Below are 13,086 nucleotides of genomic sequence, written 5' to 3'. Positions count from 1 at the left end.
GGGATAATCGCCCCGCGCCGGCGGCACCGACTCTCGGCGTCCCACCCAAGTGCGTCGGCGGCAGCGACCAGCGCCGCACCGCCGTTCCAGCCCCCTCTCGCTTGCCGCGCGTGCCCGCCTGAAGCTCCGCATCTTTTGAGGGGCCAAAACACACTTTCCCCACACGATGTTTACTCATTTATTACAATCGCATTATTCAAACTGATCAGCTGCCCTCGGGCGGCCCGACCCGGCCCTTGCATGAGCGTGAAAAAGAAGACCCACCCCGCCGATCCTTACGCCGCCGCGACCAAGCACCCGATGCTCGCGTCACGCCTGCCGATGTGGCGCTCGAAGCTGGTCGTGATCATGGTGTCCCTCGGCTTTGCCGCACTCATCGGACGCGCGTTCTGGATACAGGTCGCGAATCAGGATTTCTACGTCGGGCAAGGGCAGAAACGTTATCAGCGCACGATCGAGCTCGACGCGATGCGCGGACGGATCGTCGATCGCAACGGCGCGATGCTCGCGGTCAGCCTGTCGACCTATGAAATCTGGGCAAACCCGAAACAGGTCGCCGACATCGACTATCCGCAGATCGCGAAGCTGCTCGACATGCCGCTCGCGGAAGTGAAACGCCGCCTGCGCGGCGACCGGACGTTCGTGCTGCTCAAGCGGCAGATCGACGCCGACACCGCGAGCCGGCTCGACAAGCTCCAGATCGACGGCATCACGCAGATCGCCGATTCGAAACGCTTCTATCCGGAAGGCGAATCGGCCGCGCACGTGGTCGGCTTCACCAACGTCGAGGACAAGGGCCAGGAAGGCGTCGAGCTCGCGGCGAATACGCGGCTGCTGGGCACCGCCGGGCAACGCGAGGTGATTCGCGACCGGCTCGGCCGCATCGTGTCCGACACGCGCCCGCTGGTTCCCGCACAGCACGGCGCGACGATCGAGCTGACAATCGACCGGCGCATCCAGCAGCTCGCGTTCAGCCAGTTGAAGGCCGCGGTGCTCGAGAACAACGCGGTGGCCGGCAGCGTCGTCGTGCTCGACGCGCAGAACGGCGAAATCCTCGCGCTCGCCAATTACCCGACCTTCGATCCGAACGACCGCGCGCGGCTGACGGGCCAGCAGTTGCGCAACCGCGCGGTGATCGACACGTTCGAGCCCGGCTCGACGATCAAGCCGCTCGTCGTCGCGCTGTCGATCGACGAGCGCAAGGTCACCCCGAACACGATCATCAACACGTCGCCGGGCACCTACAAGATCGGCCCGGCCGTGATCCACGATACCTCCAACCACGGCTCGCTCACCGTGTCGCAGGCATTGCAGAAGTCGAGCAACGTCGCGCTCGCGAAGCTGGCGCTGAACCTCCCCGCCGAAACGATCTGGAACAAGTACCAGGAATACGGGATCGGCCGCGCGCCGGAGCTGACCTTCCCCGGCGTCGCGTCGGGCCGCCTGCGCGGCTACAAGCGCTGGCGGCCGATCGAGCAGGCGACGATGGCGTACGGCTACGGGCTGTCGATGTCGCTGCTGCAGATCGCGCAGACCTACACCGCCTATGCGGGCGACGGCACGCTGCACCCGGTGTCGCTGCTGAAGAACGGCGCCGACCAGCAGACGATCGATGCGCATCGCGGCCATCGCGTGACGTCGCCGCAAACCGCGGCAGCGATCCGCGCGATGCTCGAGTCGGCGGTCGGCGAAGGCGGCACGGGGCGCCGGGCACGCGTCGACGGCTACCGGATCGGCGGCAAGACGGGCACGGCGCGCAAACAGGTCGGCGCAACCTATGCGAAGGGCAAGTATCGCGCGTTGTTCGCGGGAATGGCACCGATGAGCGACCCGCGCCTGATCGTCGCGGTGATGATCGACGAGCCGCGCGGCAAGGGCTATTACGGCGGCACGGTGGCCGGCCCGGTGTTCGCGTCGGTCACGAGCGGCTCGCTGCAGTTGCTCGGCGTGCCGCCCGACGCGCCGGTCGACCCGACACCGAATGCGCCGGTCAAGGCGGCACCGCAAAAGCCGGTCGCGACACCGAAGGCCGCGGCGCAATCGAAGGCAGCGGTCGCGCAAAAGGCACCGACGCCGGTGAAAACGGCCGCGCAAACCGGCGCGGCCGTACGGACGAAGGCGGCGGCAGGCTGAAGCCGACAGGCGGTGGCGCCGCGCGATGCTCGGCGCGAATACGTCCGAATGCGCCGGAATGCGCCGGAATGCGCCGGAATGCGCCGGAATGCGCCGGAATGCGCCGGAATGCGCCCAAGTATTCGCTCCGCCGCACGCGCGTTGCGTGCGACCCTCATGAGGGCCGGCACAAACCGCTCGTCAATCCACATGCACCGGCCACGGGCCGCGGCATGCGCCAGTGTGTCAATGCATCAATGCGCAGCCGCCACCGGCCTCGCCATCCTGTCGAGCACGTGCTCGGTCATCCCGCGCGCGAGTTCGCTCTCGCCCATGAACACGGTGCCGACACCCTCGCTCGACAGCAACGCAGCCTCGTCGTTGCTGTTCGTGCACAACACGACCTCCAGCGTCGGATTCAGCGTGCGCGAGATCTCGACGATCTGCCGCACGTCAAAGACGTCCGGCAGCGTGACGACCAGCATCCCGGCGCGCGCGATATGCGCCTGCACGAGCACGATCGGCTCGATCGCGTCGCCCGACACGGCCGCGACGCCGTCCGCGCGCAGCTTCTCGACGCGCTCGCGGTTCTGCTCGACGACGACATAAGCGATTCCACGCTCGTCGAGCGCGTGCGCGATCCGCATGCCGACCTTGCCGTAGCCGACGATCACGACCTGCCCGGTCAGGTGGGTCTGCGGTGTGGACATCGGCAGCGCGGCGAGCGGATCGTCGCGTGCCTCGAGCTTGCGCGCGAACGCCGAATGCTTGCGGATCCACGCGAGCGCCGGATCGATCATCGCGAACAGCAGCGTGTTCATCGCGATCGAGATCAGCGCGACCGCGAGAATCAGGCTCTGCCCTTCGGCCGACAGCAGCCCGAGCGCGCGACCGAGCCCCGCGAGGATGAACGAGAACTCGCCGATCTGCGCGAGCCCCGCGCCGACCGTCAGCGCGGTGTTCAGCGGATAACGGAACGCGATCACGAGCGCGACCGCCGCGAGCGTCTTGCCGACCAGCACGATCGCCGCGACCTCGATCACGTGCAGCGGCTCGGCGATCAGCACCTTCGGGTCGAACAGCATCCCGACCGAAATGAAGAACAGCACCGAAAACGCGTCGCGCAACGGCAGGGTTTCGTCGGCCGCGCGCCGGCTGAATTCCGACTCGCGCATCATCATCCCGGCGAAGAACGCGCCGAGCGCGAACGACACGTCGAACAGCTTCGCCGCGCCGAACGCGATGCCGACCGCCGCCGCGATCATGCACAGCGTGAACAGCTCGCGCGAGCCGGTGCGGGCGACGAGCCACAGAATCCGCGGAAACACGCGCTTGCCGACCACGAGCATCAGCGCGATGAACGCGGCGACCTTCAGCATCGTGACGCCGAGCGTGCCCCACACGCTGCCGCCCGCCGCGTGCGCGTCGCCGGGCGGCGTGCCGCCGAGCAGCCCGGCGACGGGCGGCAGCAGCACGAGCACGAGCACCATCACGAGATCCTCGACGACGAGCCAGCCGACCGCGATGCGTCCGTTGACCGTCTCGACGAGCCCGCGCCCCTCGAGCGCCCGCAACAGCACGACGGTGCTCGCGACCGACAGCGCGAGCCCGAACACGAGTGCCGCGCCGACGCTCCAGCCCCACGTGAGCGCAAGCCCGCCGCCGAGCAGCGTCGCGACGGTGATCTGGACGACGGCCCCCGGTAGCGCGATCTTGCGCACCGCGAGGAGATCGCCGAGCGAGAAATGGAGGCCGACACCGAACATCAGCAGCATCACGCCGACCTCGGCGAGCTGCTGCGCGAGCGACAGGTCGCCGACGAAACCGGGTGTGCCGGGGCCGATCACGATCCCGGCGAGCAGATAGCCGACGAGCGGCGGCATTTTCAGCAGCGACGCGAGGTAACCGAAGATCATCGCGAGACCGAAACCGGCCGCGAGCAACGCAATCAGGCTGACGTCATGAGGCATCCCCCCTCCCGAGTTCTTGTAACTATTTAGTAAGGCTCAAGAATGGAAGGATAAGGGATGAGACGGAAAAATGGCGCGCCGCCGCGAAAAATTCACGGCCTGGCGCGCCATTGCGGGGTGCAACCCCGGTCGGACGGGACACGTCGCGCGGGCCGGCCGGCGCCGCGCGGCGGAACGGGCGGAGCCTGGTGCCCCGCCCCGTGCATCAGCGCGACGCCTGCGGGAAGCGTGCGCCCGGCGGCGGCTCGGGCCGCGTCGACGGCACGCTCTTGCGTACCTTCGCGACCTGCGCGGCCGTGATCGCCGTACCCGTATTGCCCCAGCTCGTGCGCACGAAGTTCGACACGTCCGCGACTTCCTGATCCGACAGGCGCCAGCCGAACGGCGGCATCGTGAAGGTCGACGGCGCGGTGCGCGTGCCCTGCAGCGCGCTGCCTTCCAGCACGACGTGGATCAGCGACGTCGGATCGTCGCCCTGCACGACCGGGTTGCCGGCGAGCGCCGGGAACACGCGCGTATAGCCGTGGCCGTCGCTGCGGTGGCACGCCGTGCAGTTGTCGCGATAGACGGCCGCGCCGGGCTTGCTCGCGTCGCCGGCCTGCAGCGCCTTCGCGGCGGCCGCGTCGTACACGTGCGGCTGCTCGCCCTGCACGCGCGGCGGCAGCGTCTTCAGGTAACGCGCGATCGCGGTCAGGTCGCCGTCGGTCATGTGCTGCATGCTGTGGCCGACCACGTCCGTCATCCCGCCGAACGCGGCCGTGCGCAGCGTGCGGCCCGTCTTCAGGAACTGCACGATCTCGGTTTCATTCCACGTGCCGAGCCCGGTGCGCGGCTCGCCGCGCAGGCTCGTCGGCACCCAGCCGTCGATCGCCGCGCCGCCGGCCAGGAAGTCGAGGCCGCCCGCATCGGTCAGCGCGCGCTCCTGCATCGTCACCGCACGCGGCGTGTGGCACGCGCCGCAATGGCCGAGACCCTGCACGAGGTACGCGCCGCGCGCGACCACCGGATCGGTGTACGCCGCCGCATCGAACGGCTTCGGCGCCGGCGCGAACATCTTGCGCCAGAACGTCAGCGGCCAGCGCATCGACAGCGGCCACACGATGTCCACCTTGCGGTTCTCGTGCTCGACCGGCGCGACGCCGTGCATGAAGTACGCGTACAGCGCCTTCATGTCGTCGTCGTTCAGACGCGCGTAGGACGGGAACGGCATCGCCGGGTACATCGTGTCGCCGTTCTTGCGCACGCCCTCGCGCACCGCGCGGGTGAAGTCGTCGAACGTCCAGCCGCCCAGGCCCGTCTTCGCGTCCGGCGTGATGTTGGTCGAGTAGATCGCGCCGATCGGCGTGTCGAACTTCAGTCCGCCCGCGAACGGCTTGCCGCCGCTCGCGGTATGGCACGCGATGCAGTCGCCCGCGCGGGCAAGGTATTCGCCGCGCTTGACGAGGGCCGCGTCGGCCGACTGGGCGACCGGTGCCGCGGCCGGGCCCGGAGCCGGCGCTGCCGGTTGCGCGAAGGCCGATCCGCCGGCGAGGCCGAACGCCGCCCATGCCGTGCCGATCGCCACTGCGCGCCGCAGCGGGGACACGCAGCGCGCGGCGTTGTGGTGGTTCATCGTCCTCTTCATGCGTTCACCAGCGGGGCGGGATTTTTCAGGTATTGCTCGCGGATCGCGCGTGCCGACCAGTAGGCCAGCGCCGCGATGATCCCGGTCGGGTTGTAGCCGATGCCTTGCGGCAGCGCCGAGGCGCCCATCACGAACACGTTGTGCACGTCCCAGCACTGCAGGTAGCGATTCAGCACGCTCGTCTTCGGATCGGTGCCCATGATCGCGCCGCCGACCAGGTGCGTCGTCTGGTACGCGCGCGAATCGAAGTGCTTGCCGAACTCGCGCGTCGACACGCCGATCGCCTTCGGCCCCATCGCCTCCGCGATCTTCTTCATCTGCCCGGTCACGTACTGCGCCATCCTGATGTCGTTGTCCTTCCAGTCGAAGGTCATCCGCAACAGCGGCTGGCCGTACGAATCGCGATAGGTCGGATCGAGGTCGAGGTAGACGTCGCGGTACGACATGTTCGTGCCGTGCGCGTCCATCGAGATCGTGTGCGCGTAGTTGTCCTTCACCGCCTTCTTCCACGCCGAGCCCCACTGCGGCGTGCCCGGCGGCGTCGCGATGCCGCTGATCGGCTTCACGCCGGACTGGTTCACCCACAGCGGCGAGCCGCCGACGAAGCCGAGCGGGCCGTGGTCGAAGTTGTCCGAGTTGAAGTCGTCCACCGCGACGCCGTTGCCGCCCGCGCCGATGAACGGGTTCGTGTAGGTGTCCTTGTCGAAGAACGCCTTGATCGTCGACAGGTTCTGGTACGCGAAATTGCGGCCCACGACGCCTTCGCCCGAGATCAGGTCGTACGGCTTGCCGATGCCCGACAGCAGCAGCAGGTGCACGTTGTGATACTGGAACGCGGCGACGATCACGAGATCGGCCGGCTGATGCACTTCACGGCCGGCCGGGTCGACGTAGGTCACGCCCGTCGCGCGCTTCTTCGTATCGTCGAGGTCCACGCGCAGCACGTGGCACTTCGAGCGCAGCTCGAAGTTCGACACCTGCTTCAGCGCGGGCAGGATGTTCAGGTTCGGCGATGCCTTCGAGTACATGTAGCACGCGTAGCCGCTGCAGTAGCCGCAGAAGTTGCACGGCCCCATCTGCACGCCGTACGGGTTCGTGTACGGCCCCGACGTGTTCGCCGACGGCAACCGGTACGGATGCAGCCCGAGCGACTTCGCGGCATCGGAGAAGCGTTGTGCCGAATAGGTATTGAGCTGCGCGGGCAGCGGGAAGTTGTCGCTGCGGTTCGCCTCGAACACGTTGCCGTCGCCGACCACCTTGCCGCCGACCTTGTACGCCTGCCCCGACGTGCCGAACACCTTCTCGGCGAAGTCGAAATACGGTTCGAGCTCGTCGTAGCTGACGCCCGTGTCCTGGATCGTCATCCCTTCGGGGATGAACTTCTTGCCGTAGCGCTCTTCGTAGTGGCTGCGCAGGCGCAGCTCTTCCGGCGTGATCCGGAAGTGCACGCCCGACCAGTGCAGCCCCGCGCCGCCGACGCCCTCGCCCGGCAGGAACGCCGCGAGTTGCCGGTACGGCAGCGCGGTGTCCTGCACGCCGTGGCGAATCGACACGGTCGTCTTCGACAGGTCGAGAAACAGCTTCTTGCGGATGTTGTAGGTCAGCTCGTCGATCGTGTTCGGATACGCGCCGTCCGGATAGGTGTCGCGATACTCGCCGCGCTCGAGCGCGACCACGTTCAGGCCCGCTTCGGTCAGTTCCTTCGCGAGAATCGCGCCGGTCCAGCCGAAGCCGACGATCACCGCATCGACGTGCGGCTTCTTTTCTGCGGCCATCAGGTGCGCTCCCCGTTGATTGAAACCGGACCGTACGGATACGGCTTGCCGTTCTGATTGACGAAATCCATGAAGTCGGCGCGTGCCCCCGGAAAGCCGATCATCTTCCACGCGGCCATGTCGTGATTGCCGCCATGCACCGGATCGCAGAAGTAGCCTTCGCGCGTGTTCTGCAGCAACTGGCCGAAGAACACGGTGGACGGCACGTCGTCGATCTGCACGCTGCCCTTCTCCAGCCCGCCGAGCACCGTGTCGCGGGTCGGCGCGTCGAGCTCGGCGAACGCCTTGCCGTGCGCCTTTTCGCAATAGCGGTTGACCGCCGCGATGCCGAGCCGGTAGATGTCGCGCGGCACGAGCTTCAACTGGTAGCCGAGTTCGGGCACGCCCTGCTGGAACGGTCCCTGCATGTACCACGTCGCGCCGTGCGCGTACGGGGTTTCCATCTGGCGATCGATGAATTCGGGCGCGCCGGCGTCGAGCGCGCCGGGGCCTTCGGCGTCCGCCGGAATCAGCCGGTCGACGGCGGCCTGGACGAACGCCCACTCCTTCGCATCGAAGAAGGTCGGCTTGTACGGCGTGCGTTCGGCGCCGGCCGACGCGTTGGAGGCATTGCCGGCCGTGGTGGCGGACGATGACGGCGCGCGCAGGTCGCAACCGGCGACCGACGCGATCGGCACGAGCGCGACCGACGTGCGCAGGAAGCGGCGACGCGAATTGGGTTTGTCGGGTGGCGTGGACATGGTCGGATGTTGATCGTTGGGGAGCGTAGCGGGCATTCCACATGCGGCATGCCCGACACGGCAGCCATGCCGCACGCGGCCGGCCGTCCTGTTCTTGCTGTGTTGCGCACAAGCTCGCTGCGGATGCCGGCCGCGCAACGCGCGGCGGCGCCGTCATGCAACCGCGTTGGCGCCGATTCCTGCGCTGAGCGGTGTCGACCTCTTCACGGGTCTGATCGTCGGACAAAACCAGGCACTCGGCCCGCCTCTGCCCGTCGTCGCCATGACCCCTGTTCAACTTAGATGCCGCGCCCGCCGACGGCAAGCGCAACGTGCACGACCCTCATTCGGGAGCTGGCGACAAAGTGGCGCCGATTATAGATGGAACCGGTTCCAGTTCCAAAGGGTTCGGCGCAATTTATTGCATCGAAAAACGCAACAATTGAAAAATCCGGGCGCCGATATGCACAACGATGGTGCAACGGTCGGCCAAGGCACCCGCGAAACCTGCGATTGTTCTGCAGCCGACGCGGGCCGCCGGCACGCGCGACGGCCGAAGGCGTTGTCCGGATCGACGCCGCTGCATGCGGCGCCCCCGCTCGTCACGCCCGGAACATCGACGCAATGGCGAATGCCAGCATCGCGCAAAGCGGCGAGTAACAGAGCGTATCCATTCGCGCGAACCGCGACCCGCGGATTCGCTTGAAGAAGCCGACGTAGCGGAAATCGCCGACCGCCCGCACCGCGAAGATCAATGCGAGCGCAACGATCGCGAACGCGATCGCGGCGGGATACCGGTTCGGCCACCACCAGCCGGCACGCGACGCCACCGCGCACGCGCCCGCCAGCAACGCCACCGCGACGCCCAGCGTGCCGAGCGCGGTCGGCCGCAGCAGCGGTACGCCGTCGTGTTCCGGAATCGCCGCACGTTTGCCGCGCTGTCCGCCGAACGCCCAGTAGACGTGAACGAGTGCGATCGCACAAAGCGTCGGCACGCTGAAGTACGCGCCGGTCATGTCGGTAAGGCTCCCCGTCTCATCGTGTCTCCGTCAGTCTTGTCGTGATTCGGCCGGCACGATACCGGCGCGCGGCCCCGTTCCGCGCCACGCAAGACGATACCGAAAGCGCGTGCGGCATGCATTGCGACGTCCGGTCGCAATGCGCCGCATGGCGTGTTGCGGTGCGGNGCACCGCAACACCGGGCCGCCGCTTGACTTCCCTCCGGCCACCGCTACCCTTTTATTCCGATACGGCAATCGGACCATGCATGCGCAACGCCCCCGTCCGCACCGTCCAGGGCGCGCGGGCACGACAAGCGATAACGATGACGATTCCCCATGGAGGCGACTCATGCTGATCGGCGTGCCGAAAGAGATTAAGAACCATGAATACCGCGTGGGCCTCACCCCGGCCGGCGCACGCGAGCTCGCGCGGCATGGTCATCACGTGCTCGTGCAGCACGGCGCGGGTGCCGCGATCGGCCTGCACGACGACGACTACACGGCCGCCGGCGCCGCGCTGTGCGACGACCCGCGCGACATCTTCGCGCGCGCCGACATGATCATCAAGGTCAAGGAACCGCAGCCGGCCGAATGCGCGATGCTGCGGCGCGGGCAAATCCTCTATACCTACCTGCATCTCGCGCCCGATCCCGAGCAGGCCGCCGCGCTCGTGAAATCCGGCGCCGTCTGCATCGCGTACGAAACCGTGACGGGCGCCGGCGGCGGGCTGCCGCTGCTCGCGCCGATGAGCGAGGTCGCGGGACGCATGTCGATCCAGGTCGCGGCGACCCACCTCGAAAGCCCGCGCGGCGGCCGCGGCGTGCTGATGGCCGGCGTACCCGGCGTGCCGGCCGCGCACGTCGTGGTGCTCGGCGCGGGCGTGGTGGGCACCGGCGCGCTGCAGATGGCGGTCGGCCTCGGCGCGCGCGTCACCGTGCTCGACACAAACGTGGGCCGGCTGCGCCAGCTCGACCTGATCTTCGCGAACCGGATCGCGACCGTCTGTTCGAACGCCCATACGATCGACGAAGCCGTGCGCGACGCCGACGTCGTGATCGGCGCCGTGCTGGTGCCGGGCGCGTCGGCGCCGCGGCTCGTCACGCGCGACATGATCGCGACGATGCGCACGGGCGCCGTCGTCGTCGACGTCGCGATCGATCAGGGCGGCTGCTTCGAGACCTCGCATGCGACGACGCACGCGCAGCCGACCTTCGTCGTCGACGGCGTCGTGCACTACTGCGTCGCGAACATGCCCGGCGCGGTCGCGCGCACGTCGACGTTCGCGTTGAACAACGCGACGCTCGGCCATGCGCTCGCGCTCGCCGACAAGGGCTGGAAACACGCGATGACCGACGACCCGCATCTGCGCGCGGGACTCAACGTCTGCAACGGCCACATCACGTACGAGGCGGTCGCGCTCGCGCTCGGCCTGCCGTACGTGCCGGCCGAGGCCGTGCTGGTCTGACCGCGGCGCGCGCACCGTCGAGCACTTGCACCGTCACGCGCCCTTCGGGTGGCCGCGCTTCGACGCGCCGTGCCCGCCCATCGTGCGCGCCAGCAACGGCCGCAATTGCGCGAGCGTGCGCGTGTTGAGCACGTCCTGCCGCGTGAGCCAGCCGCGCCGCGCGTGGCCGACGCCGTCGCCGAGACGATCGAGATCGTCCGCGCACGGCGCATCCGAGCCGATCGCCACCAAGACACCGGCTTTCGCGGCTTCGCGGCACCACACGTCCGGCAAATCGAAGCGCCGCGGGTCACTATCGAGTTCGACGAAGCAGCGGCGCGCGGCGGCCGCGGCGATCACGCGCGGCACGTCGAGCTCGCACGCGTCGCGTTCGCCGAGCAGCCGGCCGGTCGGATGCGCGAGGATCGTGAAATACCGATGATCCATCGCACGCAGCAGCCGTTCGGTCTGCGCGTCGCCGGCCAGGTCGAAGCCGTCGCGCACCGCGCCGACGACGAGATCGAGCCGGCCGAGCACGTCGTCGGACAGGTCGAGGCTGCCGTCCTCGCGAATGCCGGCCTCGACGCCCTTCAGCAGCACGAAGTCGTCGAACGACGCATTCAGGCGGTCGATCTCGTCGATCTGCCGCACGAGCCAGTCGCAATCGGCGCGGCCGCCGTCGCGATCCGGCGTGCGGTCGGTGACGGCCAGATACGCGAGCCCGCGCGCGCGTGCGGCGTCCGCCATCACGCGCAGGCTGTCGCGTCCGGCTGACGCGTCGGTATGCGCATGCAGATCGCCGTGAAGGTGCTTGCGTTCGACCAGCGCCGGCAGCCTGCCGACGCGCGACGCATCGATCTCGCCGCGATCCTCGCGCAGTTCGGGCGGCACCCAGTGAAGGCCGATCGCCTCGTAGACGGACGCCTCCGTCGTGCCCGCGATCCGCTCGTCGCCGCGAAACACGCCGTATTCGTTGATCTTCAGCCCGCCGGCTTGCGCGATCCTGCGCAGCGCGATGTTGTGCGCCTTCGATCCGGTGAAGTAGACGAGCGCCGCGCCGAACGCGCCGGCGTCGACGACGCGCAGGTCGACCTGCAGTCCGTTGCCGAGCATCACGCTCGAACGCGTCTTGCCGTTCGCGAGCACCCGCGCGACCTCGCCGTAGCCGACGAACGCATCGGCCACCGCGGCCGGATCGCGTGCGGTCACGAGGATGTCGAGATCGCCGACCGTCTCGCGACAACGGCGGACACTGCCGGCCGGCACCGCTTCGCCGACGCCCGGCACCGCGCGCAGGCGGTCGAGCAACGGCAGCAGCGAGTGCGCGGCGGCCGGCAGCAGGAAACGCTGCGGTTCGCGTTGCAGGCGGTCGTCGATCGCGTCGAGCAGATGCGTTTCGGTCTTCGCGCCGAAGCCCGGCAGTGCGCGCACGTGTCCGCTCTTCGCTTCGGCGCGCAGCTGTTCGAGCGAGTCGACGTGCAGCGCATCATGCAGCGCCTTCACGCGTTTCGCGCCGAGGCCCGGCACGTCGAGCAGTTCGACGATCGCGCCCGGCAATGCGTGGCGCAACGTTTGCTGCAGTTCGCAGGTGCCGGTCGCGGCGATCTCGCGCAGCTTCGCCGCGAGATCGGTGCCGATCGATGGAATCTGGCCGAGATCGCCGCCGTTGGCGATCATCGTTGGAATGTCGCGTCCGTAGTCCGCGATCGTGCGGGCCGCATTGCGATACGCGCGCACCCGGAACGGATTCGCGCCCTGGATTTCGAGCATGTCGGCGATTTCGGCGAACACGGCCGCGCACTCGGCATTGTGGATCGGCATGATCGGCGTGGCTCCCTTCCACGTGGATGGCGCCGTGCGCTGGCGCGACGGCGTCTGCCGGCCCGGCGCCGCCTGTCGACGGCGGCGGGCACCCGTTGGTCATCCTGCGCCGACTGCCCGTATCGGGTCGCGCGGAGCACGCCGATCGCGCGGCCCCGGTGCCGATGTCAGAGCGATGCGCGTGGCGTCGTCGCGTACCGCCGCTCGTACACCGACTGGCAATGCGTGCAGCGCTCGGCCGTCGGCCGTGCGAGCAGCCGTTCGTAGCCGACCGCCGCATCGCAATCGATGCATTCGCCGTAGCTGCCGTCGCGCATGCGCTGCTGCGCGCGCCCGATCGCGCGCAGTTCGGCCAGCTTCATGCCGATCAATGCATGGTCGACGTCGACGAACAGATCGGCGTTCGCCTCGTCGCCCTCGTCCGGCGCCGCGCCGGCGAGCTCGGCATAGGACTCGGACGCGCGCTGGTCCTCGCTCGTCCGGATTTCCGTTCGCAACGCCTGCTCGCTGTCGGTCAGCCGCCGCTGCAGCGTCTGACGTTGTTGTTGGTCGAGCGCCATCGCCGTTTCTCCTTTTCCGGGTTTCGCGCAATCAGGCATGCGGTGCGCGGTTGTCGCGCC

9 protein-coding genes are annotated in these 13,086 nt (G+C 68.5%); 2 read left to right on the top strand and 7 right to left on the bottom strand.

Annotated elements, in window-relative coordinates; all coding sequences use genetic code 11:
• Positions 1-240: 240 nt before the first annotated feature.
• Positions 241-2,133 carry a peptidoglycan D,D-transpeptidase FtsI family protein gene (locus tag ACTJKF_RS03895; RefSeq protein ID WP_440622253.1) on the top strand — a complete coding sequence of 631 codons (1,893 nt, stop codon included), beginning with the start codon at positions 241-243 and terminating at the stop codon, positions 2,131-2,133.
• A 233-nt stretch (positions 2,134-2,366) separates the two neighbouring features.
• On the opposite strand, the gene ACTJKF_RS03890 is transcribed toward ACTJKF_RS03895, so the two are convergent.
• The 5 genes from ACTJKF_RS03890 to ACTJKF_RS03870 form a co-directional block, all read right to left on the bottom strand.
• On the bottom strand, positions 2,367-4,082 hold the full coding sequence (locus ACTJKF_RS03890) for a cation:proton antiporter domain-containing protein (protein ID WP_440622252.1): 1,716 nt from the start codon (positions 4,080-4,082) through the stop codon (positions 2,367-2,369).
• Positions 4,083-4,287: 205 nt separating this feature from the next.
• A complete protein-coding gene (locus tag ACTJKF_RS03885) occupies positions 4,288-5,706 on the bottom strand; it encodes a c-type cytochrome (protein ID WP_440622251.1) in 1,419 nt (472 codons plus the stop codon).
• Positions 5,703-7,481 carry a GMC family oxidoreductase gene (locus ACTJKF_RS03880; protein ID WP_440622250.1) on the bottom strand — a complete coding sequence of 593 codons (1,779 nt, stop codon included), beginning with the start codon at positions 7,479-7,481 and terminating at the stop codon, positions 5,703-5,705. The genes ACTJKF_RS03885 and ACTJKF_RS03880 overlap by 4 nt, the downstream gene beginning before the upstream one ends.
• Complete coding sequence (locus tag ACTJKF_RS03875) at positions 7,481-8,221, bottom strand: gluconate 2-dehydrogenase subunit 3 family protein (RefSeq protein WP_440622249.1); 741 nt, start codon at positions 8,219-8,221, stop codon at positions 7,481-7,483. Before ACTJKF_RS03875 ends, ACTJKF_RS03880 begins: the two co-directional genes overlap by 1 nt.
• Before the next feature lie 581 nt (positions 8,222-8,802).
• Positions 8,803-9,216 (bottom strand): DUF3995 domain-containing protein, encoded by a 414-nt coding sequence (locus ACTJKF_RS03870; protein WP_440622248.1) that lies wholly within the window; start codon positions 9,214-9,216, stop codon positions 8,803-8,805.
• 334 nt (positions 9,217-9,550) lie between these two features.
• On the opposite strand from ACTJKF_RS03870, the gene ald reads away from it, so the two are divergent.
• The gene (gene ald, locus ACTJKF_RS03865; RefSeq protein ID WP_440622247.1) at positions 9,551-10,666 is read left to right on the top strand and encodes an alanine dehydrogenase; all 1,116 of its coding nucleotides are present in this window, start codon (positions 9,551-9,553) and stop codon (positions 10,664-10,666) included.
• A gap of 33 nt (positions 10,667-10,699) precedes the next feature.
• Here ald and polX read toward each other — a convergent pair whose 3' ends face one another.
• Both polX and ACTJKF_RS03855 read right to left on the bottom strand, forming a co-directional pair.
• Positions 10,700-12,466, bottom strand: coding sequence for a DNA polymerase/3'-5' exonuclease PolX (polX, locus tag ACTJKF_RS03860; RefSeq protein ID WP_440622246.1), 1,767 nt, complete (start codon positions 12,464-12,466; stop codon positions 10,700-10,702).
• Positions 12,467-12,633: 167 nt separating this feature from the next.
• The gene (locus ACTJKF_RS03855; RefSeq protein ID WP_440622245.1) at positions 12,634-13,026 is read right to left on the bottom strand and encodes a TraR/DksA family transcriptional regulator; all 393 of its coding nucleotides are present in this window, start codon (positions 13,024-13,026) and stop codon (positions 12,634-12,636) included.
• Between the last annotated feature and the right edge of the window lie 60 nt (positions 13,027-13,086).

The organism is Burkholderia sp. 22313, assembly GCF_052045245.1.
Classification (GTDB): Bacteria; Pseudomonadota; Gammaproteobacteria; order Burkholderiales; family Burkholderiaceae; genus Burkholderia.
The sequence above is the reverse complement of the archived record's forward strand: the minus strand, read 5'-3'. Positions and strand labels throughout refer to the sequence as shown.